This window comes from Cupriavidus gilardii (assembly GCF_017598945.1).
Lineage (GTDB): Bacteria > Pseudomonadota > Gammaproteobacteria > Burkholderiales > Burkholderiaceae > Cupriavidus > Cupriavidus gilardii_E.
The window spans coordinates 188,634-214,209 of the sequence record NZ_JAGFTW010000036.1 but is presented as its reverse complement, the minus strand read 5'-3'; the positions used below and the strand labels follow the sequence as shown (position 1 = coordinate 214,209).

At 66.7% G+C, this 25,576-nt stretch carries 23 protein-coding genes; 14 read left to right on the top strand and 9 right to left on the bottom strand.

All coding sequences use genetic code 11. From position 1 onward, the window contains the following. The first annotated feature begins 120 nt into the window (after positions 1-120). The gene (locus tag J5T34_RS12850; protein WP_208580083.1) at positions 121-1,377 is read left to right on the top strand and encodes a THUMP domain-containing class I SAM-dependent RNA methyltransferase; all 1,257 of its coding nucleotides are present in this window, start codon (positions 121-123) and stop codon (positions 1,375-1,377) included. A gap of 196 nt (positions 1,378-1,573) precedes the next feature. Here J5T34_RS12850 and J5T34_RS12845 read toward each other — a convergent pair whose 3' ends face one another. From J5T34_RS12845 to J5T34_RS12820, 6 genes are all read right to left on the bottom strand, one after another. Continuing rightward, the gene (locus tag J5T34_RS12845) at positions 1,574-2,611 is read right to left on the bottom strand and encodes a response regulator (RefSeq protein ID WP_208580082.1); all 1,038 of its coding nucleotides are present in this window, start codon (positions 2,609-2,611) and stop codon (positions 1,574-1,576) included. Positions 2,612-2,801: 190 nt separating this feature from the next. Continuing rightward, positions 2,802-4,265 (bottom strand): NAD(P)(+) transhydrogenase (Re/Si-specific) subunit beta, encoded by a 1,464-nt coding sequence (locus J5T34_RS12840; RefSeq protein WP_208580081.1) that lies wholly within the window; start codon positions 4,263-4,265, stop codon positions 2,802-2,804. Next, the gene (locus tag J5T34_RS12835) at positions 4,262-4,606 is read right to left on the bottom strand and encodes an NAD(P) transhydrogenase subunit alpha (RefSeq protein ID WP_208580080.1); all 345 of its coding nucleotides are present in this window, start codon (positions 4,604-4,606) and stop codon (positions 4,262-4,264) included. The genes J5T34_RS12840 and J5T34_RS12835 overlap by 4 nt, the downstream gene beginning before the upstream one ends. Positions 4,607-4,662: 56 nt before the next feature. Then, positions 4,663-5,811 carry an HAD family hydrolase gene (locus tag J5T34_RS12830; RefSeq protein ID WP_208580079.1) on the bottom strand — a complete coding sequence of 383 codons (1,149 nt, stop codon included), beginning with the start codon at positions 5,809-5,811 and terminating at the stop codon, positions 4,663-4,665. 4 nt (positions 5,812-5,815) lie between these two features. Continuing rightward, the gene (panD, locus tag J5T34_RS12825) at positions 5,816-6,178 is read right to left on the bottom strand and encodes an aspartate 1-decarboxylase (RefSeq protein WP_006577190.1); all 363 of its coding nucleotides are present in this window, start codon (positions 6,176-6,178) and stop codon (positions 5,816-5,818) included. A 132-nt stretch (positions 6,179-6,310) separates the two neighbouring features. Beyond that, positions 6,311-7,432 carry a Re/Si-specific NAD(P)(+) transhydrogenase subunit alpha gene (locus tag J5T34_RS12820; protein ID WP_208580078.1) on the bottom strand — a complete coding sequence of 374 codons (1,122 nt, stop codon included), beginning with the start codon at positions 7,430-7,432 and terminating at the stop codon, positions 6,311-6,313. A gap of 231 nt (positions 7,433-7,663) precedes the next feature. On the opposite strand from J5T34_RS12820, the gene J5T34_RS12815 reads away from it, so the two are divergent. The 3 genes from J5T34_RS12815 (at position 7,664) to J5T34_RS12805 (ending at position 11,448) form a co-directional block, all read left to right on the top strand. After that, a complete protein-coding gene (locus J5T34_RS12815; protein ID WP_208580077.1) occupies positions 7,664-8,167 on the top strand; it encodes an NUDIX hydrolase in 504 nt (167 codons plus the stop codon). Further along, the gene (gene mnmA / locus J5T34_RS12810) at positions 8,164-9,288 is read left to right on the top strand and encodes a tRNA 2-thiouridine(34) synthase MnmA (RefSeq protein WP_208580076.1); all 1,125 of its coding nucleotides are present in this window, start codon (positions 8,164-8,166) and stop codon (positions 9,286-9,288) included. The genes J5T34_RS12815 and mnmA overlap by 4 nt, the downstream gene beginning before the upstream one ends. Before the next feature lie 186 nt (positions 9,289-9,474). Next, positions 9,475-11,448, top strand: coding sequence for a hypothetical protein (locus J5T34_RS12805; protein WP_208580075.1), 1,974 nt, complete (start codon positions 9,475-9,477; stop codon positions 11,446-11,448). 19 nt (positions 11,449-11,467) lie between these two features. On the opposite strand, the gene J5T34_RS12800 is transcribed toward J5T34_RS12805, so the two are convergent. Continuing rightward, a complete protein-coding gene (locus J5T34_RS12800) occupies positions 11,468-12,082 on the bottom strand; it encodes a glutathione S-transferase family protein (protein WP_208580074.1) in 615 nt (204 codons plus the stop codon). Positions 12,083-12,520: 438 nt separating this feature from the next. Between J5T34_RS12800 and purB the strand changes: the two genes are divergently transcribed. The 10 genes from purB (at position 12,521) to J5T34_RS12750 (ending at position 22,264) form a co-directional block, all read left to right on the top strand. Then, positions 12,521-13,912 (top strand): adenylosuccinate lyase, encoded by a 1,392-nt coding sequence (gene purB / locus J5T34_RS12795; RefSeq protein ID WP_208580073.1) that lies wholly within the window; start codon positions 12,521-12,523, stop codon positions 13,910-13,912. 230 nt (positions 13,913-14,142) lie between these two features. Next, positions 14,143-14,385 (top strand): antitoxin, encoded by a 243-nt coding sequence (locus J5T34_RS12790; RefSeq protein ID WP_208580072.1) that lies wholly within the window; start codon positions 14,143-14,145, stop codon positions 14,383-14,385. Beyond that, positions 14,385-14,786 (top strand): type II toxin-antitoxin system VapC family toxin, encoded by a 402-nt coding sequence (locus J5T34_RS12785; protein WP_208580071.1) that lies wholly within the window; start codon positions 14,385-14,387, stop codon positions 14,784-14,786. The genes J5T34_RS12790 and J5T34_RS12785 overlap by 1 nt, the downstream gene beginning before the upstream one ends. A 171-nt stretch (positions 14,787-14,957) precedes the next feature. Continuing rightward, the gene (locus tag J5T34_RS12780; RefSeq protein ID WP_208580070.1) at positions 14,958-15,506 is read left to right on the top strand and encodes a cytochrome b; all 549 of its coding nucleotides are present in this window, start codon (positions 14,958-14,960) and stop codon (positions 15,504-15,506) included. 126 nt (positions 15,507-15,632) lie between these two features. Beyond that, a complete protein-coding gene (locus tag J5T34_RS12775) occupies positions 15,633-16,205 on the top strand; it encodes a YceI family protein (RefSeq protein ID WP_208580069.1) in 573 nt (190 codons plus the stop codon). Positions 16,206-16,308: 103 nt separating this feature from the next. Then, positions 16,309-16,899 (top strand): YceI family protein, encoded by a 591-nt coding sequence (locus tag J5T34_RS12770; protein ID WP_208580068.1) that lies wholly within the window; start codon positions 16,309-16,311, stop codon positions 16,897-16,899. 482 nt (positions 16,900-17,381) lie between these two features. Beyond that, complete coding sequence (locus J5T34_RS12765; RefSeq protein ID WP_174104553.1) at positions 17,382-18,773, top strand: SAM-dependent methyltransferase; 1,392 nt, start codon at positions 17,382-17,384, stop codon at positions 18,771-18,773. A 20-nt stretch (positions 18,774-18,793) separates the two neighbouring features. Further along, positions 18,794-20,125, top strand: a complete 1,332-nt coding sequence (locus J5T34_RS12760) for a sensor histidine kinase (RefSeq protein ID WP_174104552.1) — start codon at positions 18,794-18,796, stop codon at positions 20,123-20,125. 7 nt (positions 20,126-20,132) lie between these two features. Then, entirely contained in the window at positions 20,133-21,281 is a 1,149-nt protein-coding gene (locus J5T34_RS12755) for a hybrid sensor histidine kinase/response regulator (RefSeq protein WP_208580067.1), read from the top strand. Then, entirely contained in the window at positions 21,278-22,264 is a 987-nt protein-coding gene (locus J5T34_RS12750; protein WP_208580066.1) for a response regulator, read from the top strand. The genes J5T34_RS12755 and J5T34_RS12750 overlap by 4 nt, the downstream gene beginning before the upstream one ends. A 239-nt stretch (positions 22,265-22,503) precedes the next feature. Here J5T34_RS12750 and secF read toward each other — a convergent pair whose 3' ends face one another. Together secF and secD are read right to left on the bottom strand one after the other, a co-directional pair. Further along, positions 22,504-23,475: a protein translocase subunit SecF gene (secF, locus tag J5T34_RS12745; protein ID WP_208580065.1), complete on the bottom strand. Its 972-nt coding sequence runs from the start codon at positions 23,473-23,475 to the stop codon at positions 22,504-22,506. Between the two features lie 84 nt (positions 23,476-23,559). Continuing rightward, positions 23,560-25,434, bottom strand: a complete 1,875-nt coding sequence (secD, locus tag J5T34_RS12740; RefSeq protein ID WP_208580064.1) for a protein translocase subunit SecD — start codon at positions 25,432-25,434, stop codon at positions 23,560-23,562. Positions 25,435-25,576: the final 142 nt, after the last annotated feature.

Here is a 25,576-nt window from a genome sequence, read left to right as displayed (position 1 = left end):
ATTGCAATCGATCGCGGCTGATGCCGGCCGCTCCGTCCGCCACGGCGGACGTTTTTGTTTGAAGCGGCTGTGCCACCGTTTCGCCTGCTGTTTATTTGATCCCTTTGCCGGACCGCTGTGATGACCCAAACCTTCTTCGCCCCTTGCCCGCGCGGCCTCGAGAGCGCGCTTGCCGACGAGCTGCGCGAGATTGCCGTGCGGCCCGATGTGGATGCCGTGGCCCCGTTCGACGTGCATCGCGAGGTGCCCGGCGGCGTCAGTTTCTCGGGCGACATGGCCGCGGCCTATGCGGTCAATCTGCATTCGCGCATCGCCAGCCGGGTGCTGCTGCGGATCGCCGCCCGCGGTTACCGCCATGAGGACGATATCTACGAGCTGGCACGCGCGCAGCGCTGGGACCAATGGTTCGGCCCCGACGAGACCATCAAGATCGAGATGACCGCGCACCGCTCGCCGCTGCGCAGCCTGAACTTCACCGCGCTGCGGGTCAAGGACGGCGTCTGCGACGCGATGCGCGAGCGCCTGGGCGCGCGGCCCAGCGTCGATACGGCCAGTCCCGACGTCCGGATCTACGCGCACCTGACCGAGCACGACTGCACGCTGTACCTCGATACCACTGGCGAGCCGCTGTTCAAGCGCGGCTGGCGCATGGAAAAGGGCGAGGCGCCGCTGAAGGAGAACCTCGCAGCCGGCATCCTGCGGCTGGCCGGCTGGACACCCGGGAAGACCGCGCGGCCGTTCTATGACCCGATGTGCGGCAGCGGCACGTTCCTGGTCGAAGCTGCGCAGGTCGCGCTGGGACTGGCGCCGGGCGCGGGGCGCAGCTTCGCCTTCGAGTGGCTCAAGGGAATGGACCGCAAGCCGTGGAAGGTGCTCAAGGGCGAGGCCCAGGCCGCCGGCGAGCGCGCCGCCGCGACCGCGCCGGCGGACCTCGCCATTGCCGGCAGCGATATCTCGACCGACATGCTGGCGATGGCCAGCGCCAACTGGCAGCGTGCCGGCCTGCCGGGCGAGCTGCGCACCAAGCAGGTCGACGCGCGGCACGTGCAACCGCCGTTCGCGGAACCGGGCCTGTTGCTGCTGAACCCGCCCTACGGCGAGCGTATCGCGGTGCGCGGGCAGCGCCGGCCGGCCTTCGACGAGGCGCCGGTGGACAGCGCCGAGGAGGAGGCCGCCAACCAGTTCGCCACCGCCTTCGCCACCACGCTGAAGCAGCATTTCGCCGGCTGGGAGGCCTGGATCTTCACGGGCGACCTGTCGCTGCCGCGCCGGCTGCGGCTCAAGGAATCGCGGCGCGTGCCGCTGTATAACGGTGCGATCGAATGCCGCTTGTTCCGCTTCGAGATGGTGAAGGGCGGGAATCGGGGGCAGTCGTAACTGCGTGATGGTGTTCTGTCGCTTTCGCAAGCTGGTGAAGGGCTGGAAGCGCGCAGTCGTGACCGCCTGATGGTGTTCTCCCTCTCCCCGTCGGGGAGAGGGTTGGGGAGAGGGGAAACGGCGCGCGCATAACCACCGCCGCCTGCCCTCTCCCCCGACCCCTCTCCCGCAGGCGGGAGAGGGGGGCAACCAAGGCTCAGCGCCCCGTCAGGCTGCCTTCGTTGCGCTCGAATTCCGTCAGGAAGGTCTTGAGGCTGACCACCGGTTCGTCGAGCAGATGGCGCGGCAGGTCGAACAGCGCGTACAGGAATTCCTCGCGGCCCTCGACGCGTTCGGCCGGCAGGCAGTATTGCTCCCAGTCGACGCAGGCGGGCGTGTACATGCCGTTGCCGGGCCAGAAGAACGGCACGATGCGGCCCTCGCGCAGGCCTTCGGTCAGCGCCGCTGGCGCGTCGTAGGCCTCGGCCGACTCGACCTGGCTGGCCAGGCTGGTCCGCGTTTCGATGACCATCAACGTGGCCTGCCCCTGCGCGGTCAGCAGCAGGATGCCGGCCGGATTGGGGTACAGGTAGTACTCGACGAAGCCGTAGCGCGCCGCCAGTTGGCGCACGCGCTCGGCCATGGCGGCATCGGACAGGAACGAGAACGAGTGCCGCGTCAGCAGGTCGCGCAGCGTGTGCGACAGCGTGGTGAAGTACTGCTGCTGCAGGGCGTCGATCTCCTGGTCCAGCCGCTCGACCATGTTGGTGTCGTGCTTCTTCACGTAGCGGTCGATCAGGCCGTGGTTGAAGCCCTGCACCGCGACGCCTTCATCGGCGGTGCCGGTCAGCAGGATGGTCTTGCACGGCAGGTCCTGCAGCGCGCGGCAGAACTCGAGCCCATCCATCTGCGGCATCGAATAGTCGACCACGATCACGCCCGGCTGCACGAAGCGGTGAATGTCGTGGATCTGCCGGTGGATGCGGTCGATATCGAGCTGCACGGTACGGCGCTCGGTGAGGAAGGTCAGGTCGTCGTGCGTGACGCGCACCGGCAGAAAGCCGGTGAAGCGCGTGGTGTAGGCCTCCCGGATCCACTGCAGGGCCTCGCGCGGGTCGGTGAAGGTGATCACCGGTCGGGTCCGGTCCATCTGGAAGACCAGGCTGTCCATGAAGGAGCGGCTGTCGTCGACCAGCACGGTCAGGATCGGATGTTGGAAGACCGGCAGATGCCTGTCCTGCGGATTGAATGTCATGTCGCGTGCGACCCCGGGAGGCGAGAAGCGGGTCCGGCTGCGGAAGGGAACGCGGGGGCCGGCGCCAGGGCCGTGATGGCCGGCGCATGCCGGCCCGCGGCCGAGGGCCAGTATAGCGCGCCGGAGCGGGGGCGCAACCGGCCCCGCAGGGGGGCCGGCAATGCGGGGATGCAGGGGCGGACCGCTCCGCTCAGGCGACCGCCTTGACCATGTCCTCGACCACCTTCTTGGCGTCGCCGAACACCATCATCGTCTTGTCCATGTAGAACAGTTCGTTGTCCAGCCCGGCGTAGCCGGCGGCCATCGAGCGCTTGTTGACGATGATGGTCTTGGCCTTGTAGGCCTCGAGGATCGGCATGCCGGCGATCGGCGAGTTCGGGTCGGTCTTGGCCGCCGGGTTGACCACGTCGTTGGCGCCGAGCACCAGCACCACGTCGGCCTGGCCGAACTCGCTGTTGATGTCTTCCATCTCGAAGACCTGGTCGTACGGCACCTCGGCCTCGGCCAGCAACACGTTCATATGGCCCGGCATGCGGCCGGCGACCGGGTGGATCGCGTATTTGACCGTGACACCCTTCTCCGACAGCATCTCCGTCAGCTCCTTGAGCGCATGCTGGGCGCGCGCCACCGCCAGGCCGTAGCCGGGCACGATGATCACGGTCTCGGCATTGCCCATCAGGAAGGCCGCGTCGTCCGGCGATCCCGACTTGACGCTGCGCTGCGCCTGCGCACCGGCCACAGCCGCGCTGCTCGCTTCGCCGCCGAAGCCGCCGAGGATCACGTTGAAGAACGAGCGGTTCATCGCCCGGCACATGATGTACGACAGGATCGCACCGGAGGAGCCCACCAGCGAGCCGGCGATGATCAGCATCGGATTGTTCAGCGAGAAGCCGATGCCGGCCGCCGCCCAGCCCGAATACGAGTTCAGCATCGACACCACCACCGGCATGTCGGCGCCGCCGATCGGGATGATGATCAGCACGCCGAGCACGAAGGCGATCGCCAGCATCACCAGGAAGGGCAGCCAGTCCTGCGTCATGAAGAAGGCGATGCCGAAGCCGACCATCGCGATCGCCAGCGCCAGGTTCAGCCAGTGCTGGCCCGAGAACACCACCGGCGCGCCCTGGAACAGCCGGAACTTGTAGCGCCCGGCCAGCTTGCCGAAGGCGATCACCGAGCCGGAGAACGTGATGGCCCCGACGAAGCAGCCGATGAACAGCTCGATGCGGTTGCCCAGCGGAATCTCGTGCGAGCCGGCCGCCGTGATGCCGAAGGCGGCCGGTTCGGCCACCGCCGCGATGGCGATGAAGACCGCCGCCAGACCGATCAGCGAGTGCATCGCCGCGACCAGTTCCGGCATCTTGGTCATCTCGACCTTTTTCGCGACGTAGGCGCCGATGCCGCCGCCGACCACCAGCCCGGCCAGGATCAGGCCGAGTCCGGTGCCGATCGACGACTGGCCGATGCCGGCAGCCAGAAACTCGTTCTTCAGCTTGACGATCAGCGCGACCGTGGTCAGCGCGGCGATCGCCATGCCGATCATGCCGAAGGCATTGCCGCGGCGCGCGGTGGCCGGATGCGACAGCCCCTTCAAGGCCTGGATGAAGCAGACCGAGGCCACCAGATAGAGCAGCGTGACGACGTTCATGCTCATTGCGCGCCCTCCTTGCTGCCCGTTTGCGACGCCTGGCCGGCGGCCTTCTTCGGCTCCTTCTTCTTGAACATCTCGAGCATGCGCTGGGTCACCAGGAAGCCGCCGAACACGTTGACCGCGGCCAGCGCGACGGCCAGCGTGCCCATCGCGCGGCCGACGCCGCCTTCGGTCAGCCCGGCGGCCAGCATCGCGCCGACGATGATGATCGCCGAGATCGCGTTGGTGACCGCCATCAGCGGGGTATGCAGCGCCGGCGTGACCGTCCAGACCACGTGGTAACCCACGTAGATCGCCAGCACGAAGATGATCAGGTTGATCACCGTGTGGTTCACCATCTCCATCGACTTCTCCTCCCGTTGCTTGAATTCGGTTGCCCGCGGTTTCCCGCTGCGGCCCGCTATGGCGTGGCCGGCCTTGCCATTGGCTCGCCGGCCAGCGACCGCGTTGGTGACCGTACCGACGGCGCCACGAACACGCGCTCCCAGTCGCGCCGCATGCTGACCACGGTCCAGCGGTGCGCGGCGGCCGCCTTCAGCGACGCGCCGTCGGGCTCGGTGTAGGCGGACTCGCGCTGCGCGTCGTCATGGTCGATCAGCAGCTGGAACGACGGCCCGCGCCGCCCCTGGCTGTAGGCCAGCATCGCGATATCGCCGCCGCCGCCGACATTGCCGGCCGCGAACACGGGCCGCTTGCCGATCTGCAGCGCGATATTGGCGGGTTTGTTCTCTTTGTCGTTGAAGCTGTCGACGCGCGGCTCGCGCCAGACCCCATTGCCCTGCGCAGTCTCGCGAAAGCGCAGCGCCAGCCGAGAGCCGATTACCTGCTGGGGCGCGATGCCGTAGTAGTCCGCGGCGAAGGCGCGCATGAAGTCGGCGGTGGAGCCGGCGCACAGCCAGGTCTGGTAGCCGTTTGCGCGCAAATAGCCAAGCAGTTCCAGCATCGGCTGGTAGATGCCGTCGCGCAGCGGCGCGCGGCTGCGCGGATGGCGGGCGACGGCAAGAAAGCGCCGGGCCTCGTCCTGAAACGACTCGACGGCGGTGTTGCCGTACACCGCGTGCAACAGCTGCAGCGCCGCGGTGTCGCCGCGCTGCAGATAGCCGCGTGGGTCGGCGAGGAATTCGCGGTAGGGGCTTTGCGCGCCGAGCGTGGGATCGGCCTCGGTGCGCGCGCGCGCCAGATGCGCGACGAACAGCAGCTCGGCGCGCGGGTCCTCGCGCCACAGCGTGCCGTCGTTGTCGAAGAGGGCGATGCGGTCGGCCGGGGCGACGAAGTCGGGGCCGCCCTCGGTGGTGGTGTCGCGCACGAAGCGCAGGATCGCCTGTTTGGCCGCGCCATCGCGCCAGGAGGGCAGCGGGTCGGCCGCGATCGTGGCGTTGGCGGGGGAGGGAGCCGCCGTGGCCGCGGCACCGCCGTCGCGCGGTGCCGATACGCCGGCGCAGGCCGCACAACCCGCCGCCACGGCAACGGCGAGCCAGCGGCGCCATGCGCCAAGGCCACCGTTGGCATGCCGGGACTGCGGGCGAGACTGCCTGCGCGCGGCCATCATGGGATCACACCTTCTTGATTTCCTTGATGCGGTTGTTGTCGTCGACCAGCACGATCTTCGGCTTGTAGTCGGCCAGTTCCGCGTCGCTCATCGGCGCGTAGGTGCAGATGATCAGGTGGTCGCCCAGGTGGGCGCGGCGCGCGGCGGCGCCGTTCAGCGAGATTTCCCCGGTGCCGCGCTTGCCCTTGATGATGTAGGTCGAGAAACGCTCGCCGTTGTTGACGTTGTAGAGCTCGATCTTCTCGTACTCCTTCATGTCCGCCGCGTCGAGCAGATCCTCGTCGATGCCGCACGACCCCTCGTAGTGCAGGTCCGCCTGCGTCACGGTGACGCGATGCAGCTTGGCGCGCAGAATGATGCGTTGCATGGTGTTGCTTTCCTTCGTTGATGCTGGCGCCGCGACGGCTCGAACGTTGGCCGCGGCACCGTGAAAACGCGCCCGGGATGGGCGCGGGTTGAATCGATTGGAGGGTTGGCGCTGCGGCGCGCCGGCAGCCGCTCAGGCGGCCTGGCGGGCCAGGGCCCCGTCCTTGCTGATCAGACAGGCCGCGACGATATCGTCTTCCGGGTTGATTGTCAGCTTGCCGTCCTTGTCGACGATCAGCTTGAGGAAGTCGAGCACGTTGCGCGCGTACAGCGCCGAGGCGTCGGCCGCGACCATGCTGGCCAGATTGGTGTAGCCGACCAGCGTCACGCCATGGCGCTCGACCACCTCGTCGGCCACGGTCAGCGGGCAGTTGCCTCCTTGCACGGCAGCCAGGTCGACCACCACCGAGCCCGGCTTCATCGCCTGCACGGTTTCTTCCTTCAGCAGCACCGGCGCGCGTCGGCCCGGGATCAGCGCGGTCGTGATGACGATATCGGCCTGCTTGGCGCGCTCGTGCACGAGCGCCGCCTGGCGCTGCATCCAGCTCGCCGGCATCGGCCGCGCATAGCCGCCGACGCCTTGCGCGATCTCGCGCTCCTCGTCGGTCTCGAACGGCACGTCGAGAAACTTCGCGCCCAGCGATTCGATCTGTTCCTTGACCGCGGGCCGCACGTCGGAGGCCTCGATCACCGCGCCGAGCCGCTTCGCGGTCGCGATCGCCTGCAGGCCCGCCACGCCGGCGCCGAGGATCAGCACGCGCGCGGCCTTGACCGTACCGGCGGCGGTCATCAGCATCGGCATGAAGCGTTGGTAGTGATTGGCGGCGACCAGCACGGCCTTGTAGCCGGCGATATTGGCCTGCGAGGACAGCACGTCCATGCTTTGCGCGCGGGTCGTGCGCGGCGCGGCTTCGAGCGCGAAGGCGACGATGCCCGCGGCGGCCATGCGCGCATTGTTGTCGGCGTCGAACGGGTCGAGCATGCCGACCAGCGCGGTGCCGGGCCGGATCTGCGCGAGTTCCTGCGCATCGGGGGCGCGCACCTTCAACACGAGCTCGGCGCCGAACGCGCGGGCCGCATCGACGATGCTGGCGCCGGCTGCCTCGTAGGCCGCGTCCGGACAGCTGGCACGCACACCGGCACCGCTTTGCACGAGCACCTGATGGCCTTGGGCGACGTACTTCTTGACGGTCTCGGGGGTGGCGGCGACACGCGCTTCGCCGGCCCGTGTCTCCAGCGGGATACCGATCTGCATCGTCAGCTTCTCCTGTTGCGGTGCCGCTCCGGGCTACAGCCGGGCAGGCATCCGGGCTCGCTTGTCGGCGCCGCCGTCCAGCGCAGCGCACAATTTTTCCGCAGCTTACAGGAATCCGACGGCAATGGGGGCGATCGGGATACGCTCGCCGCGGAGCCCCGGTGCGGTGCGCCTCGCTGCAGCGCGGAGCGCCAGCCGGTAGAATGCCGGATTGCCTAAAACTTGTGCATCATGTCCCAAGACTGGAAAACCAGCGTCACCGTGGCGGCCGTGATCGAACGCGGCGGCCGCTTCCTGCTGGTCGAGGAAGAAACCCGCGACGGCCTGAAGCTGAACCAACCTGCCGGCCATCTGGATCCGGGCGAAAGCCTGGTGCGTGCCGTGATCCGCGAAACGCTGGAGGAAACCGCGCACAGCTTCGAGCCGCGCGCGCTGCTGGGCTGCTATCTGGCCCGTTCGGTGACGTCGCCGACGGCGCAGCACCCCGAGGGCGACATCACCTATGTCCGTTTCGCCTTCACCGGCGATCTGGGCCCGCTCGACAGCGGCCGTCCGCTCGATACCGGCATCGTGCGCACCGTCTGGCTCAGCGCCGACGAGATCCGCGCGTGCCCGGAGCGCCATCGTTCGCCGCTGGTGCTGGCCTGCGTCGACGACTACCTGGCCGGCAAGCGCTTCGCGCTCGACGCGCTGTACACGCATCCCTCGGTGCTGTCGCCGGGAGCGCCGCAATGAGCGCCGCCATTTCCGCCCGCCCCGAACTGAACGCCAACATCGGCCGCGGCGAACGCGTCGTGGTGGGCATGTCGGGCGGGGTGGACTCGTCGGTCACCGCGTGGCTGCTGAAGCAGCAGGGCTACGAGGTGGTCGGCCTGTTCATGAAGAACTGGGAGGACGACGACGACAGCGAGTACTGCTCGACCCGGCAGGACTGGCTCGACGTGGTGTCGGTGGCGGACCTGATCGGCGTCGATGTCGAGGCGGTCAACTTCGCCGCCGAGTACAAGGACCGCGTGTTCGCCGATTTCCTGCGCGAGTATTCCGCCGGCCGCACGCCCAATCCCGACGTGCTGTGCAATGCCGAGATCAAGTTCAAGGCCTTCCTCGACCACGCGATGTCGCTCGGCGCCGAGCGCATCGCCACCGGCCACTATGCGCGCGTGCGGCAGGGCGAGCACGGCCGCTTCGAGCTGCTGAAGGCGCTGGACCATACCAAGGACCAGAGCTACTTCCTGCATCGGCTGAACCAGGCGCAGCTGTCGCGCACGCTGTTTCCGCTCGGTGAGATTCCGAAGACCCAGGTCCGCGAGATCGCCGCGGAAGTCGGCCTGCCGAACGCGAAGAAGAAGGATTCCACCGGAATCTGCTTCATTGGCGAGCGTCCATTCCGGGATTTTCTGAATCGCTATCTGCCGACCAGGCCCGGTCCGATGAAGACCGCGGACGGCAAGGTTGTCGGCGAGCATATCGGGCTCGCGTTCTACACGCTGGGCCAGCGCAAGGGCATCGGCCTGGGCGGCAGCCGCGACGGCAGCGGCGATGCCTGGTACGTCGCGCGCAAGGACATGGCCTCGAACACGCTGTACGTGGTGCAGGGGCACGATCATCCGTGGCTGCTGTCGCCGACGCTGCGCGCCGCCGACCTGTCGTGGGTCGCCGGCGAAGCGCCGCGCGCGGGCACGGCGCTCGGCGCCAAGACTCGCTATCGGCAGAGCGATGCGCCGTGCGTGGTCGGCGCGGTCGATGCCGACAACCTGCAACTGCGTTTCGACGAAGCGCAGTGGGCCGTCACGCCGGGGCAATCGGCGGTGCTGTATGACGGCGAAGTCTGCCTGGGCGGGGGCATCATTCAGTAAGGGCCGCCAGGCCAGCCGCACGTTCACAAACGCGGGCGGTAAAAGCGAAAGCGGGCGAAATTCCGGCAAAGCGGGGAGCATGGAGTTGGTTGACTATTCTCCATTTCCTCCGGCGCCTGCCGCGGCGCTCCGTACCCGAGTTCCCTGCGGCGAGGCGTCGATCGTCCTAGCCAATGCTTCCGCACCATGCCCTTGAATCCGTCTGTCACCAACTGTGCGCCGATCCCGCCGTCCTTGCCCCTGCCTGTCGCCGATGCGACTGCCTTCCCTCCTTCCCTTCCCGCTAACACTGGCGCACTGCTGATCGCGCCGCCAACGGGACATCGTGCGACGATCGGCAGCCAGGCCATCATCGACCTCGTTCCCTGCCATGTCTGGGAGCAAGTGGCCGGCATGCTGGCACCGCAAGCGCGCGCCAGCCTGGCACGCGTGTCGAAGTCGATTCTGCGATCGGTACGCGTCGCGCTCCATGCCGACAAACTTCTGCACCATGCGCGGCGGGCGGCAACCCCGTCCACGATCGCGCCGATATTGCGCGAATGCACTGGCCCGACGCATGCGTTGCCCGACCAGCATCGCGACAAACGGCAATGCCTGGCCCTGGCGCAGCCGGCCATTCCGATGCCGAGCCGGGCCGAAATCCTGACGACGCTCGCGCGAAGCGTCTTCCGGCTGCCCTATACGACGACCCGTGGGCAGCACGATACGGCCAAGGCGGTGCTGGGTCTGCCGGCATCCGTTCGCGCCAGGCCCCTTCAGCAACTGCTCGCTGCGGCGGGCTACCGAACCCGGTCCGAAGCCGATGCCGTGCGCGCCGTATGGGAAGAGTATGGCGTCTCGCCCGATGACCTGATCGTCGCGGTCATGGAGCTGCCGGTGAGCCAGCGCGGGCCGTCCCTGTGCGCCTATCTTCGCCTTTGCTCCCTTCCGATGTCCGAAGAAGGGCTGGCGCTGTGGATCGATGCTGGCCGGGCCCTGCCGCTGGACCAGCGCGTGGACCTGCTGATGACATTGCTCGAACGTGTGGCTTGGCGTGATGGCCTGCCCGCGCATGCCGATCGCCACTTGCAACTGCTGCGGGCCAATGGCGAACTCGTCGATTCCAGGCAACGTCCGCTGTCGGCGCAAACGACGCTGTTGCTCAAGCTGGTGAAGGCACTGGAGTGCGACCGTTCCAATACAACGTATGGACCGGAATTCCGGAGCGCGACATGGCCGACGGTGTGGGATGCCGTGCTGGTTTCCGCGCAGGCGCTGTCCGTCGAGCACAGGGCTGTTGTGATCAAGGCCATGGCCTGGGTGGCCGATAAATGGGCGCCACCTGGGACGGCGGACCGCGTTCGTGCTGCCGCCGATGGGCTCTTGCCGACGGACCGGGAAGAGGTGGCAGCAGTGCTCAGGTATGTCGAGGGGAGCGGCCCTTACCCGGCCGAGCCGCCTGTGGAGTTCTCCGAGTTCAGAGCCTTCGTCAAGACCATCCTGAAAACTACCCGGGATGAAGCCGTGATCCTGGAACGCTACGCACGCCTGCCGGAGAACGTTCAGATGGCCATGCAGGCCAGTGCCAAAGCGACGGCATACAGGTGCGACAGCAAGCGGGTGGTATGGGGGCCGCTCGCCGGCGCCATGCTGGCGCACACGACGAATGCGCAGCGCCGCGCCGGTTCGCTCCATTCCAGCCTCGTCGAGGCATGGCACTCGCTGATGTGGCAAACCCGCGAATCGCCTTCCCCGGAGGAGATTCGCGGCTGGCAGGACATCATCGCCGCGGCGCTGTCCCGGGTCGAGGTAACGCTGCGCGCCGAGGTCCTGACCGCGCTGGCGGTCAAGTTCCGCAACATCGATGAACGCGTGTGGCTATTGCAGCAGGCCGGTACGCTGCCATCGTCGCTGCGGGCACCGGTGCTTTGCTGGCTGGCCATGTTCGACCTGTCCAACTGGAGCCGTAATGCGCAGGGCGTGCAGGTCGACGCCAAGCCGCTATTGGAACAACTGATCCCGGCCATCGCGGCATTGCCCGGCCAGTATCAGGGTTTGCCGCTGCTAGCCCTGCGCGAGTTGCGCGCCCAGCCGACACGGCATGCGGCGCTGCAGGACGTCTGGAAGCATTTCGATGCGATCCGCTGGGCGGCACCGCCCGAGGACAGGCGTTTCGAGTGAGCCTCGGGCGGGCGCCGGCTCAACCGCGCGGCGGTTCCGTATCGATGAACGACTGGCGCTTGCTGACCTTGTCGTGGAACGCGACCAGGTTGGGATGGCGCTCGCGCCAGGCGATGTCGGGGAAGCGGAAGTCCAGATAGGACAGCGCGCAGCCGACCGCGACGTCGGCCAGGGAGTAATGGTTGCCGGCGCACCATGGACGATCGGCCAGGCCGTTGGCCATCGCCACCAGTGCGCTGTCGATCTTGCCGAGCTGGCGGCGCACCCAGCGCTCGCTGCGTTCGGCGGGTTCGCGCTGGGTGTGCTCCAGGCGCGCCAGCAGCGCGGCGTCCAGCAGGCCGTCGGCCAGCGCCTCCCAGCAGCGCACCTCGAGCCGCTCGCGGCTGCCCTGCGGAATCATGCGGCTGACCGGCGTCAGCGTGTCGACGTATTCGACGATCACGCGCGAATCGAACACCGCGCCACCGTCTTCCATCACCAGGCAGGGCACCTTGCCGAGGGGATTGAATTGACCGATCGCCGTGTCCGGCGACCACACGTCGACTTCCACCATCTGATAGTCGATCTTCTTCTCGGCCATCACCACGCGCACCTTGCGCGCGTAAGGGCTGGTCTGCGATGCGTACAGCTTCATGTTCTCCCCTTGAGCTCGTTATGAAGTGCATCGGGCGCTCCGCGGCGGGAGCGGCTGGCCTCGTGCGCCGGCGGCGGCGCGCGGGTCCGGTCTGCCTTGATGCACTTCGTAACAGGCCACTGGCTCGGCGTGGGCGAGTATAACCGCCCGGAAGTCCGTTCCGGCGCGCTGCCGGGGCCGGACGCCGGCCCGGCGGGACAGCCCTGCAACACTGGCCACGATGGCGCGGCGCAGCGGGAAGGGCGGTGGTAAAATCGCGGCTTTCCAGCGCCGGCTGCCAGGCCGGTGCGCCGGATCGCTCCGGAACGGTTGCCCGGCTTTGTATGCGTTCGAGTACATGGGATGTGCCAGCGCAGCTCGCCGCTATCGCGTGCGCCAACCGCGCCTGCCGACACCGTTCCAGGTTTCCCTCTTGATTCCCTCCCGCCGTCTGCCAGCATGTCCGCTACCGCCTCCCCCGCCGCGCTCTCGCCGCTCACCGCCCTGTCCCCGATCGATGGCCGCTATGCCGCCAAGGCCGACCCGCTGCGCGAATGGCTGTCCGAGGCGGCCTTCATGCGCCATCGCGTCAAGGTCGAAGTCCACTGGCTGATCGCGCTGGCCCGCACCGGCCTGCCCGACATGCCGAAATTCTCGGCGCAGTCCGAAGCCGCGCTGCTGGCGCTGGTCGACAACTTCAGCGAAGCCGACGCGGCGCGGATCAAGGAGATCGAGGCCGTCACCAATCACGACGTCAAGGCGGTCGAGTACTGGATGAAGGAGCGCGTGCAGGACAACGCCGAGCTGGTGGCCGCCAGCGAATTCATCCACTTCGCCTGCACCTCCGAGGACATCAACAACACCTCGCACGGCATGATGCTCAAGGGGGCGCGCGACAGCGTGCTGGTGCCGACGCTGCGGCGCGTGCATGCGCGCCTGGTCGAACTGGCGCACGCCAACGCCCGCCAGCCGATGCTGTCGCGCACGCACGGCCAGCCCGCCAGCCCGACCACGCTGGGCAAGGAGATGGCCAACGTCGCCGCCCGCCTTGCCCGCGCCATCGACCGGATCGAGCTGGTCGAGCTGCTCGGCAAGATGAACGGCGCCGTCGGCAACTACAACGCCCATCTGTCCGCCTATCCCGAGTTCGACTGGGAAGCCTTCTCGCGCGACGTCATCGAGAACCGGCTGGGCCTGGCCTTCAACCCGTACACGATCCAGATCGAGCCGCACGACTACATGGCCGAGCTGTTCGACGCGGTAGCCCGGGCCAACACCATCCTGCTGGACCTGGACCGCGATGTCTGGGGCTATATCTCGCTGGGCTACTTCAAGCAGAAGACCAAGGCCGGCGAAATCGGCTCGTCGACGATGCCGCACAAGGTCAATCCGATCGACTTCGAAAACTCGGAAGGCAATCTGGGCCTGGCCAACGCGCTGCTGCGCCACCTGTCGGAGAAGCTGCCGGTCTCGCGCTGGCAGCGCGACCTGACCGATTCGACGGTGCTGCGCAATATCGGCGTCGCCTTCGGCTACAGCCTGCTGGCGTACGAGGCGTGCCTGCGCGGCCTGGGCAAGCTCGAGACCAACCCGGAGCGGCTGGCCGAGGACCTGGACAACTGCTGGGAAGTGCTGGCCGAACCGGTGCAGACCGTGATGCGCCGCCACGGCATCGCCAATCCGTATGAACAACTGAAGGAACTGACCCGCGGCAAGGGCATCTCCCGCGAGGCGCTGCGCACCTTCATCGAAGGCCTGGCGATCCCCGACGAGGCCAAGGCCCGCCTCCTGGCGATGACGCCGGGCAGCTATATCGGCCGGGCGGTGGAGCTGGCGCAGCGATTGAAGTGATGGAATAGGATCGCGGTGCGCGATCGCGCCTCGCGCCCCTTTACACCGAGCCGCCCAAGGGGCGGCTTTTTTGCTTCCTGGCGGCGATACGGTCCGCCATTGAGGCGTAGACAATGTCCGCGCCTCCTATTTCACAACTGGGCGGGGTCGATACCATTTCACCCATGACCGGAAGACTAGCGCGACCACTCCAGTTGGCATATGCTTTGCCATATGCCAAGGAGTGCAGCATGACCACAACGACGGAAACCCGGCATGTGCGGTTATTTCGCAATGGTCGTAATCAGGCGGTTCGGATACCGCGCGAGTTCGAACTACCCGGAGAGGAGGCCATCATGCGTAGAGAAGGCGACAAGCTGATCATCGAACCGATTCCGACGACCTCGTTGGGCGCGCTTCTCGCGCAATGGGAGCCGCTGGACGAGACATGGCCGGACATTGATGACCGGCCTCCAGAACCGGTAGATCTTTGATGCCCTTGTATCTGCTCGACACGAATATCGTGTCGGACGCCCTGCGCAATACGCGTGGCACTTGCGCTACGCGTATCGGAACGACGGACGCCGCGGCGTTGTGCACGTCCATTGTCGTCGCCGCCGAACTGCGCTTCGGCGTTGCAAAGAAGGGTTCTGACGAGTTGGCTCGCCGGGTGGAACATGCCTTGAGCGGCCTTCGGGTGCTGCCGCTCGATGGCGATGCCGATCAGCACTATGGACGCCTGCGCGCCGACCTGGAGCGCCGCGGCCAACCGATAGGCGCCAACGATATGCTCATTGCCGCGCACGCCCTCGCGATTGACGCTGTGCTGGTGACGGACAACGTCTCCGAGTTTTCCCGCGTGCCGGGTTTGCGGTATGAAAACTGGCTAGTTTGAGGACGTCGACGTTCCCGATGTCTGCCGCCCAAGTTCTCGCAACGGCATAGCCTTCAAACGCTTTGAACAACTCAATGAACTTCCGCCTTTCCGACGTCACTTTCCAGACGCAATAATGCGAGAATCAACAGCGTCTGCCGAAAGAATAAAGACTCAAGCCGGAAATCATCGATGCGTTCCCATACTCCCGCGCGCTATGGCGCGACCGCGATCGGTCTGCACTGGATCGTTGCGCTGCTGATTTTCGCGGCCTTCGGGCTCGGTCTTTACATGACCGATATCCCCGGCTTCACGCCGACCAAGCTCAAGCTGTACTCCTGGCACAAGTGGCTGGGCGTGACGGTGTTCGCGCTGGCGGTGCTGCGCGTGCTCTGGCGCCTGACCCACGCCGCGCCGGCGCCGGTGGCCGGCATGCCGGCGTGGCAGGCCGGGGCGGCCAAGGCCGCTCACGGTCTGCTGTATCTGCTGATCCTGGTGGTGCCGGTGACCGGTTATCTGTACAGCCTGGCCGCCGGCGTGCCGGTGGTCTATCTGGGTTTGTGGCCGCTGCCGCAGCTGATCGAACCAAACGACGCGCTGAAGGAAACGCTGAAGTTCGCCCATATCTGGCTGAACTATCTGATGGCGGCAATCGTCGTGCTCCATGCCGCCGCGGCGCTGAAGCACCAGTGGCTGGACCGCGACGGCACGCTGGGACGCATGCTGCCGTTCCTGCGTTGAGCCGGCCGGACAGGCGCTGCCGTTCCGTCTGTTCCGTCTGGTCCGTCTGGTCTGTCCAGACTGTTCCGCCGATCCGTCCCGCCCCACCCGTTCCGCATTGACCGAACGAAAACCGAGGAGCCCTCGATGAAACGTATTCCCCGTCCCGGTGCCTTGCTGTTGGCCGCGTCGCTGGCCTGCGCCGGATTTGCCGCCAACCTGGCCGCCGCCCAGCTCGATGCCGGCAAGAGTTCGGTGACCGCCGTCGCGCGCCAGATCGGCGTGCCGATGGAAGGCAAGTTCAAGCGCTTTGCCGCCGCCGTGGACTTCGATCCGGCCAGGCTGGCCAGCTCCAGCGCCAAGGTCGAGATCGACGTGGCCAGCTTCGAGATCGGCGACGCCGCCACCACCAAGGAGGTCAAGGGCAAGGACTGGTTCGATGCCGCGCGCTTTCCCAAGGCGGTGTTCGAATCGACCGGCATCAAGCCCGCCGCCGCCGGCAAGTTCGATGTCGCCGGCAAGCTGACCATCAAGGGCAAGACCGTCGACGTGGTGGTGCCCGCGACCTATCGCCAGGAAGGCGCCAACCAGGTCTTCGAGGGCGTGCTGCCGATCAAGCGCAGCGTCTTCAATATCGGCGAGGGCGAGTGGAAGGACACCTCGGTGGTCGCCGACGAGGTCCAGATCAGGTTCCGTCTGGTCACGGCCGCCAAGTCCTGAACCGAACGACCCTCGCTGCCACGATTCACGATTTCACGCTGACACCAACGTTGCCATCGTCGCCGGACCAATCCGTCGAACCCAACCGCTTACCGGAGAACCCATGAAACTGCGTACCGCCGCCGCCATCCTCGCCGCCGCTTCCGCCACCGCCTTCGCTGGCGTCGCCGCGGCTGCCGCCGTGACCTACAACCTCGATCCGAGCCATACGTATCCCAGCTTCGAGGCCGACCACCTGGGCGGACTGTCGAAGTGGCGCGGCAAGTTCGACAAGTCCAGTGGCGTCGTCACGCTGGACCGCGCCGCCAAGACCGGCACGCTCGACATCAAGATCGATACCGCGTCGATCGACTTCGGCCACGGCAAGATGAACGAGCACGCCAAGAGCCCCGACATGTTCGACGTGCAGGCCTATCCCGAGGCCACCTACAAGGGCAAGTTCTCCAAGTTCGCCGGCGACGTGCCGACCGAGGTCGACGGCGTGCTGACGCTGCGCGGCGTGTCCAAGCCGGTCAAGCTGGAAATCCGCGAGTTCAAGTGCATCCAGCATCCGATGCTCAAGCGCGAGGCCTGCGGTGCGGACGCCTATGCCACCTTCAACCGCGCCGACTTCGGCATCGATTACGGCATCAAGATGGGCTTCAAGCCCGAGGTCAAGCTGGCGATCCAGGTCGAGGGCGTGCGCGCCGACTGATGCCGCGGTGCCTGCGGGCGCATCCGCATTGCCGTTCGAGGGCCGGTTCATCCGGCCCTTTTTCATTGGCGGCAACCCTCCCGCGGTGGGGGACATGTGGGGCGGCTCCCCCTCGTTGGGATGAGGGTCGTTGTCCGTGGCAGGGGCCCACAGTACAATCGGTCGCTGATTCGCACCTGGCGGCCCCGGGAGCGAGACCGGGGCAGCCGTCGCCCGCTCGCGTTCGATGCCGCTGCCGGCCGGCTTTCGGTCAGGCTGCTGGCCCGCATCGGCCTGTCGTTGGCCCCGCGGCAGTTCTGCAGCTTGCCCTTCGCCGCTCACTTCCCGATCAGGATCGCAAGCGTATGCCCAACCCCTAGTTTCCGCGCATCGCCTTCGCCGAGCCGTTCGCGAGTTCCTTCGCCCATGCCGCGCCGGACCGTTCCGACCCCCGTGTCGGCATGAGCCAGCCGCATTCTTCGGATTTTCCCTGGCGCAAAACCGTGTACTCCCAAACGCAAATTGATCCGGTGGTCAGCTTCCGCAACTCGCAGGGCGAGCAGGTGCGGGGCACGATCATTAATCTCCAGAGAAAATCTCTGGTGATGGAAGTCTATAACCCGTACTCGATCGTCCAGGTCAGCGAGGTATTGAGCGACCTGAGCGTGAGGATCGGGGCCAAGAACGCCTATCTTGGCAAAGCGGTGGTGATGAGCCTGGTCAATACCGGTCTCACGGCGGTGGTCTCGCTGACGCTGATCGACGAATGGCGCGAGCTGAGCGACCTGCCCAACGAGCCGCGCTCGGTGGGCCGCGAGGCCGAGCTGTTCGTCAGCGACTGGGACACGCGCTTCAACATCCGCCGCGATTACCAGATCGCCGTCAACGAGATGCGGGCCTTCCTGTCCGAGGTGTCGCGCTGGGTCGAGCAGGTGGACCTGACCGAAAGCCTGCCCAAGGTCGACGGCCGCTTGCGCGAGGACGTGTTCCAGGAACTGGCCACGCCGATCATGGTGAAGGTCAAGTCGTACCTGGACCGGCTGGAGGGGGAGGCCGAACGCGTCGATGTCGAGCTCGCGCCGGTGCATCGCACCTATGCGCAATCGGCGCTGCATCCCCTGCTGCTGCGGGCGCCGTTCGTCTATCGCACCTTCACCAAGCCGCTGGGCTACGCCGGCGACTACGAGATGGTGAACCAGATCCTGAGCGATCCGCAGCAAGGCCCGACCACCTACTTCCAGATCGTCAATACGGCCTTCCTGAAGGCGGCGGTCGCTACCGCGCACCGCAATCGCATCGACCTGCTGGTCGAATTCCTCAGCCGGCAGGCCGACAGCGCCCGGGCGGCGGGGCGCCCGTTCCGGGTGCTCAACGTCGGCTGCGGCCCGGCCTTCGAAATCCAGCGCTTTGCGCGCGAATACGGCGAGCCGGAGCGGCTGTCGTTCCAGCTGGTCGACTTCAGCGAAGAGACGCTCGAATTCACCCGCGGCTCGATCCATCGGGCCGCCCGCGAGGCGGGCCGCACCATGCAGGTCGAGATGGTGCACGAGTCGGTGCACGAGCTGCTCAAGCGGCGTATCGCAGTCGAGGACCCCTCGGTACGCGAGTTCGACGCGGTCTATTGCGCCGGCCTGTTCGACTATCTGTCCGACAAGGTCTGCGCCCGGCTGCTGAACCATTTCGCCGCGCGCACGCGCCCGGGCGGGCGGGTGCTGGTCACCAACGTCCATTCGAGCAATCCGGAGCGCTACGGCATGGAGCATCTGCTCGAGTGGTACCTGATCTATCGCGATGAAGCGAAGATGCTGAGTCTGCTGCCCGAGCAGTCGACCGACCACCAGGTCTATGTCGACGCCACGGGTGTCAACGTATTCGCTGAAGCCACCATCTCCTGAGGCGGCGCCGCCGATCTGCCATGACTGTCAACCGACTCTATGCCGGATACCAGGCCGAACTGGCCGACTTTCGCCTGGCGTTCAGCCGCGGCGGGGCTTACACCGCCATCGTGCTGGTGCTGCTCGGCATGGGTCTGGATTACGGCCAGTATCCGGAATGGCAGGTGCCGTTCGCGGTCGCGCGCATCATCGTCTCGATGCTGATCGCCGGCATCGTGCTGGTGCTGTACAGCCAGCACGGACGCAGGCTGGCGCCCTGGCTGACGCTGTCCTGGCTGTTGCTGCCGCAGCTGATGATCGCGTGGATGATCTGGGAGACCGATGGCGTTGCCTCGCCGTACTACGTCGGCCTGAACCTGGCCATCTTCGCGTCGGGCATCGCGCTGCCGTTCGGGCTGTGGCAGAACGTGGTGTTCGGCGGCCTCTCGTACCTGTGCTACCTGGTGGCCTGCCTGCTGCATCCGGACGGCCTGCATCCGGTCGGCACCTTCCTCGTCAACTCGCTGTTCGTGCTGTTTGCCGGGGCGGCCAGCGCGGTCTACACCTACTTCAACGAGAAGGGCCGCTTCCAGTTGTTCCGGCTGAAGGAAGAACTGGCGAACAAGAACGACGAGCTCGCGCGCATCAACGAGAACCTGGCGCAGATCAAGGGCCAGCTGCTGCAGCAGGAGAAGATGGCCGCGGTGGGTACGCTTGCCGCAGGGCTGCTGCACGAGGTCAACAACCCGGTCAACTTCTGCCTGATGGCCATCGAAATCGCGCTGGAGGAGCCAGAGGCCAAGGAAAGCGCCTCGCTGCAGGAATGCCTGATCGATGCCCGGCAGGGGATGCAGCGAATCCAGCATATCGTCTCGGACCTGAAGATCTTTGCCTACCGGCAGCCCGGCGCGGAGGTCGAGGGCCGCCCCTTCCTGTTCGAAAAGGCGCTCGACTCGGCCAGCCGGCTGACCGCGCACGAACTGCGCGGCGTGCGGATGACGCGCGAGCTGCCGCCCGACACGCTGGTGTTCGGCGACGAGGCGGCCATCATCGGCGTGCTGATCAACCTGTTCTCGAACGCGGCGCTGGCGATGCGCAAGGCCGGCACGGCCGCACCGGCGATCCATACCACCGTCGTCTGGAAGGACGGCCGGCTGCATGTCAACGTACGCGACAACGGCCCGGGCATCCCCAGCGAAAATCTGGCGCGCGTGTTCGAGCCCTTCTTCACCACGCGCGAGGTCGGGCAGGGGCTGGGCCTGGGGCTGTCGATCAGCTATGCGGTGATCGAGCGGCATGGCGGCGTGCTGTTCGCCGAAAGCGAACTGGGCCAGTGGGCCGCGTTCAGCTTCGATCTGCCGCGGGCGGAATGAGCGCGCCATGACGGAACAGCGGATCGATTTGCGCCAGGCGCGGCTGACCGTGCTCTACGTCGACGACGAGGAGATGGCCTGCAAGTACTTTGCCCGGGCGGCCGGCGCCGAGTACGAAGTGCTGGTCGCCCAGGGCGCGGATCAGGCCATCGAGATGCTGCGCAACGACAGCGGCCGCACGGCGGTGCTCGTCACCGACTTCCGCATGCCGGGCCGCAACGGGGCCGATCTGCTGCGGCAGGTCGCCGCCGAGTATCCGCAGATCGTGCGGATCCTGGTGACGGCGTACGCCGACAAGGACATGCTGCTGCAGACCGTCAACAGCGGCGAGGTGTTTCGCATCCTGGAGAAGCCGCTTGGCCTGCAGGCGGTGCGCGACGTGCTGGCGCTCGCGCGCGAGCGCCATCGCGAACGGCAGTCGCGGCACCAGCGGCTGACCGCGATCGACGAGACGCTGGCCTTCCTGGCGCACGAACTTAACACGCCGCTGGCGGCTATCGCGAATTTTGCCCGCGGTGTTGAAAGCCGCAGCAGCGCCGAATACGATCCGCAGCGCCAGGCCGAGATCGGACAGGCGGCCGCGGTGATGCACAGCAATGCGCAGTACTGCCTGGCGGTGATCTCGTCGTTCTTGCAATCGGTGCGCGGCAATGGGGAGCGGCCGCTGACCAGCGAGAACGATCGCGACATCACCGCCGGCAGCCTGATCATGGCGCTGCTCGACAGCTATCCGTTCACCGGTGCGCAGCGCAATTGGGTCGAGGTCGAACTGCATGGCGATTTCATCGTCCATACGTTGCCGAACTGCGTGTCGCTGGTGTTGTCGTCGCTGCTCAACAATGGCTTGCGGGCGCTGACCGATGTCCCCAGGCCGTCGCTGCGCTTCCGTGTGGTGGCGCAGCCCGACCCCGTGATCTGCATCAGCGACAACGGCCCAGGCATTCCGCCCGACGTGATGGAGCGCCTGCTGGTCGACCCGGTCACCACGCATGCCGCCGCCGGCGGAAATGGCCTCGGCATGATTTTCTGCAACCGCGTCATGCAGTCGTTCGGCGGCGGCATCCGGATCGAGTCGATTCCGGGCGCCGGCACCACCGTGACGCTGGAATTCCCTCACACGAAGAATCGAATGCACAGCAATAGGAGCGGTCAATGAACGAACCGAACGACAACCAGGCATCGCCGCCCGCGATTCTGTTCGTCGATGACGAGGCCACCGCGGTCAAGTATTTCCAGAGGGCGATCGGCGGGCTGGCGCCCGTCGTCACCGGCGGTTCGGTCGAGGAGGGCAAGGCGCTGCTCGAAGCGCATGGCGACACGCTGGCCGTGCTGGTCTCCGACCAGCGCATGCCGGGCGAATACGGCAACGAGCTGCTGCGCCACGCGCGCGAGCACTACCCGCATATCGTGCGCATCCTGACGACCGCGTATTCCGAGCTCGAGTCGACCGTGCAGGCGGTCAACGAAGGGCAGATCCACCGCTACATCAAGAAGCCGTGGGACATCACCGCGCTGCGCATGGAGCTCAAGCAGGCACTGGAGATCGCCGGCCTGCGCCGCGAGCGCGACCAGCTGGTGCGCGAGAAGCTCAGCGTGATCCAGCGCCAGACGCTGGCCGCCCGCATCGGCATGGTGGGCGCGCTGTGCGCCAGCCTGATCGGTCCCGAGCGCTTCCAGCCGGTCGAAACCTATCTGGCGGCCGCCGTGCTGGCCGGGGCCAAGGGTCCCGAGCCCGATTGGGCGAGGATGGACTACGCCGATCTGGTCGGCGCCGAGAGCCAGCGCAGCGGCGCCTTCGGCCATGCGGTGGCAAATCGCCTGGCGCAACTGCGCGCGACGCATGACGCCGGCGCCGATGCGCTGGGCGTGATCGCGCAGCAGCTCGGCGAGGTGGTGCGCCGCGATGGCGACGCGCTGGTGTGGCTGTCGTCCCCGGTGCTGTCCGAATTCCTCGGCACGCCGGTCGGAACGACGGTGTCGGAGCAGCACGCCGCGTGGTTTGCCGCGCTGCTGTGGCTCGATCGCAGCGGCAATGCGCTCGAGATGCTGCGCGACGGCAACACCATCGTTTCCCGCCTGGCGCCGGCGTCCACGCAGTTCGGCGCCGACCGGCTGGCGATCTGGATCGAGCAGTTCTGAGGGAAGGGCATCGGCAGGAATGGATGCGGTTGCAATCCTGCCGGTTCTCTCCCCTCTCCCGCTTGCGGGAGAGGGGCGGGGGAGAGGGCAGGGGCGCTGGTTTTGCGACTGTGGTTGGAAACCACCCCCTCTCCCCGACCCTCTTCCCCTGAAGGGGAGAGGGAGAACGCAATCCGCACAGCAAAAAAAACGGGGCCTGAGCCCCGTTTTTTCATGCCTGCCGTGTTCTACGCCAGCGCTTACGCCTGCGCGCCGTAGTTCGGATCGTCGCGATCCGCACCGCCGGCCTTCTTTTCGCCCTTGATCAGGTCTTCGCGCTTGACGCCCAGCCACATGGCCAGCGCCGCGGCGACGAACACCGACGAATAGATGCCGAACAGAATGCCGACCGTCAGCGCCAGCGCGAAGTAGTGCAGCGTCGGACCGCCGAAGAAGAACATCGACAGCACCATCATTTCGGTCGAGCCGTGCGTGATGATGGTCCGCGACATCGTGCTGGTGATCGCGTTGTCGATGACCTCGTGGGTCGTCATCTTGCGGAACTTGCGGAAGTTCTCGCGGATCCGGTCGAAGATCACCACCGACTCGTTGACCGAGTAGCCGAGCACCGCCAGCACCGCCGCCAGCACCGACAGCGAGAATTCCCACTGGAAGAAGGCAAAGAAGCCCAGGATGATCACGATGTCGTGCAGGTTGGCGATGATGCCGGCCACCGCGAACTTCCACTCGAAGCGGATCGACAGGTAGATCACGATGCCGGCGATCACGAACAGCAGCGCCAGCAGGCCGTCGGTGGCCAGTTCCCTGCCGACCTGCGGGCCGACGAATTCGACGCGCTGCAGGTTGGCGTCGGGTGAGACCGCCTTGAGCGCGCCCATCACCTGCTCGCTCTGCTGCGCCGAGCTGATCGGCTTGCCGTCGGCGGCCTTCTGCAGCGGCAGGCGGATCATCACGTCGCGCGAGGTGCCGAAGTTCTGCACCTGCACGTCGGTGTAGCCGAGCTTGCCCACCTGGCCGCGGATCCGCTCCAGATCGGCGGGCTGCTGGTAGCTGACCTCCATCACCGTGCCGCCGGTGAACTCGATCGACAGGTGCAGGCCCTTCTGCCAGAGGAAAAAGACGGCGGCGGCAAACGTCACGAAGGAAATCACGTTGAAGATCAACGCGTGCTTCATGAACGGAATGTCGCGCCGGATGCGGAAGAATTCCATGGTGAATCCTGTATCTGCTGCAGCGTGCTGCGTTCGGGTGTTTCTTCAAACCGGAGCCGCGGGGCAGGGCCACGCGGCTCGCATTCACTTGTTGGCCACGGTGCCCTTGTTGTCCGGCGTGGGCCGCCAGATCTGGCCGATCGACACGCTCTGCAGCTTCTTCTTGCGGCCGTACCAGAGATTGACCAGGCCGCGGTTGAAGAACACCGCCGAGAACACCGAAGTCAGGATGCCCAGGCAGTGCACCACCGCAAAGCCGCGCACCGGGCCCGAACCGAAGGCCAGCAGCGCGAGGCCGGCGATCAGCGTGGTCACGTTCGAATCCAGAATGGTGGCCCAGGCGCGATCGAAGCCGACCGCGATCGCCATCTGCGGCGACGCCCCGGCGCGCAACTCCTCGCGGATGCGCTCGTTGATCAGCACGTTGGCGTCGATCGCCATGCCGAGCACCAGCGCGATGGCCGCGATGCCAGGCAGCGTCAGCGTGGCCTGCAGCATCGACAGCACGGCGATCAGCAGCAGCAGGTTGACGCCCAGCGCGATCACCGAGAACACGCCGAACAGCAGGTAGTACAGCACCATGAAGACCGCGATCGCGGCAAAGCCGTAGGCCACCGAATCGAAGCCCTTCTCGATGTTGTCCGCGCCCAGCGACGGGCCGATCGTGCGTTCCTCGATGATCTCCATCGGCGCGGCCAGCGAGCCGGCGCGCAGCAGCAGCGCCAGATCGTTGGCGGCCTCGGTCGAGTAGGAGCCGGTGATCTGGAAGCTCGAGCCGAGTTCCGACTGGATCGTCGCCACCGTCAGCACTTCGCCCTTGCCCTTCTCGAACAGCACGATGCCCATCGGCTTGCCGATGTTCTCGCGCGAAACGTCGCGCAGCACGCGGCCGCCCTGGGCGTCGAGCTTGATGTTGACCGAGGGGCGCTGGTTCTGGTCGAAGCCGGCCGACGCGCTTTCGATGCGGTCGCCGGTGAAGATCACCTGCTTCTTCAGCACCACCGGGGCGCCGTTGCCATGCAGGAACAGCTCGCTGCCGAACGGGATCGGATCGCCCTGGCGCGGGCTGCGCGGCGCGTCCGGATCGGCCAGGCGGGCCTCCAGCGTGGCGGTACGGCCGATGATGTCCTTGGCCTTGGCGGTGTCCTGCACGCCCGGCAGCTGCACCACGATGCGCTCTGCACCTTGCTGCTGGATCACCGGCTCGGCCACGCCCAGTTCGTTGACGCGGTTGTGCAGCGTGGTGATGTTCTGCTTCACGGCCGCGTCCTGCACCGCGCGGCGCGCCGCCTCGGTGAAGGTGCCGACCACGTTGTTGCCGTCCATCGCGAAGGTCAGGTCCGGCAGGCTGTCGGCCAGCACGCCGCGGGCGCGGGTGGCGTCCTCCGGATTGTTGAAGCGCACGGTGACCCGGTCGCCGTTGCGGTCCACGCCGCCGTGGCGGATGCCCTTGTCGCGCAGCACCGTGCGCGCGTCGCCGGCCAGGCTGTCGAGCTTCTTGTCGACCGCACCCTTCATGTCGACCTGCAGCAGGAAGTGCACGCCGCCGCGCAGGTCCAGACCCAGGTACATCGGCAGCGCATGCAGCGACGTCAGCCACTTCGGCGAGCCGGACAGCAGGTTCAGCGCCACCACATAGGTCGGGTCGTTGGGATCCGGGTTCAGCGAGCGCGACAGCACGTCCTTCGCGCGCAGCTGCTCGTCGGTGGTGCGGAAGCGCGCCTTGACCGAGCCGGACTGCCCCGACACGTCATAGAACACGCCGTCGGGCTGCAAGCCGTTCTGCGCCAGCACCTGTTCGATCTGCTTCTGCATCGCCAGATCGACCTTGACGGTGGCCTTGCCCGACGAGACCTGCACCGCAGGCGCCTCGCCGAAGAAGTTGGGCAGCGTGTAGAGGATGCCGATGGTCAGTGCCACCAGAATCACGAGGTATTTCCAAAGCGGATAGCGATTCATCTTCGGCCAGTCTTTCTACGGTCTTTCTACGGCCGGCGCGGCACGCGGACGGCAATCCGCGGGCGTGTCGCGCCGGCAACCGGTTGGCAAACAGCCGCCTGGCCCGACCGGAGACTTCCCGGGGCGGGGCCAGGCGGCTGTG

What these genes read in the sequence shown, in the direction of transcription:
- J5T34_RS12850 (WP_208580083.1), top strand. Translation starts at nt 121, where the DNA reads ATGACCCAAACCTTCTTCGCCCCTTGCCCGCGCGGCCTCGAGAGCGCG.
- J5T34_RS12845 (WP_208580082.1), bottom strand. Translation starts at nt 2,611, where the DNA reads ATGACATTCAATCCGCAGGACAGGCATCTGCCGGTCTTCCAACATCCG.
- J5T34_RS12840 (WP_208580081.1), bottom strand. Translation starts at nt 4,265, where the DNA reads ATGAGCATGAACGTCGTCACGCTGCTCTATCTGGTGGCCTCGGTCTGC.
- J5T34_RS12835 (WP_208580080.1), bottom strand. Translation starts at nt 4,606, where the DNA reads ATGGAGATGGTGAACCACACGGTGATCAACCTGATCATCTTCGTGCTG.
- J5T34_RS12830 (WP_208580079.1), bottom strand. Translation starts at nt 5,811, where the DNA reads ATGATGGCCGCGCGCAGGCAGTCTCGCCCGCAGTCCCGGCATGCCAAC.
- panD (WP_006577190.1), bottom strand. Translation starts at nt 6,178, where the DNA reads ATGCAACGCATCATTCTGCGCGCCAAGCTGCATCGCGTCACCGTGACG.
- J5T34_RS12820 (WP_208580078.1), bottom strand. Translation starts at nt 7,432, where the DNA reads ATGCAGATCGGTATCCCGCTGGAGACACGGGCCGGCGAAGCGCGTGTC.
- J5T34_RS12815 (WP_208580077.1), top strand. Translation starts at nt 7,664, where the DNA reads ATGTCCCAAGACTGGAAAACCAGCGTCACCGTGGCGGCCGTGATCGAA.
- mnmA (WP_208580076.1), top strand. Translation starts at nt 8,164, where the DNA reads ATGAGCGCCGCCATTTCCGCCCGCCCCGAACTGAACGCCAACATCGGC.
- J5T34_RS12805 (WP_208580075.1), top strand. Translation starts at nt 9,475, where the DNA reads ATGCCCTTGAATCCGTCTGTCACCAACTGTGCGCCGATCCCGCCGTCC.
- J5T34_RS12800 (WP_208580074.1), bottom strand. Translation starts at nt 12,082, where the DNA reads ATGAAGCTGTACGCATCGCAGACCAGCCCTTACGCGCGCAAGGTGCGC.
- purB (WP_208580073.1), top strand. Translation starts at nt 12,521, where the DNA reads ATGTCCGCTACCGCCTCCCCCGCCGCGCTCTCGCCGCTCACCGCCCTG.
- J5T34_RS12790 (WP_208580072.1), top strand. Translation starts at nt 14,143, where the DNA reads ATGACCACAACGACGGAAACCCGGCATGTGCGGTTATTTCGCAATGGT.
- J5T34_RS12785 (WP_208580071.1), top strand. Translation starts at nt 14,385, where the DNA reads ATGCCCTTGTATCTGCTCGACACGAATATCGTGTCGGACGCCCTGCGC.
- J5T34_RS12780 (WP_208580070.1), top strand. Translation starts at nt 14,958, where the DNA reads ATGCGTTCCCATACTCCCGCGCGCTATGGCGCGACCGCGATCGGTCTG.
- J5T34_RS12775 (WP_208580069.1), top strand. Translation starts at nt 15,633, where the DNA reads ATGAAACGTATTCCCCGTCCCGGTGCCTTGCTGTTGGCCGCGTCGCTG.
- J5T34_RS12770 (WP_208580068.1), top strand. Translation starts at nt 16,309, where the DNA reads ATGAAACTGCGTACCGCCGCCGCCATCCTCGCCGCCGCTTCCGCCACC.
- J5T34_RS12760 (WP_174104552.1), top strand. Translation starts at nt 18,794, where the DNA reads ATGACTGTCAACCGACTCTATGCCGGATACCAGGCCGAACTGGCCGAC.
- J5T34_RS12755 (WP_208580067.1), top strand. Translation starts at nt 20,133, where the DNA reads ATGACGGAACAGCGGATCGATTTGCGCCAGGCGCGGCTGACCGTGCTC.
- J5T34_RS12750 (WP_208580066.1), top strand. Translation starts at nt 21,278, where the DNA reads ATGAACGAACCGAACGACAACCAGGCATCGCCGCCCGCGATTCTGTTC.
- secF (WP_208580065.1), bottom strand. Translation starts at nt 23,475, where the DNA reads ATGGAATTCTTCCGCATCCGGCGCGACATTCCGTTCATGAAGCACGCG.
- secD (WP_208580064.1), bottom strand. Translation starts at nt 25,434, where the DNA reads ATGAATCGCTATCCGCTTTGGAAATACCTCGTGATTCTGGTGGCACTG.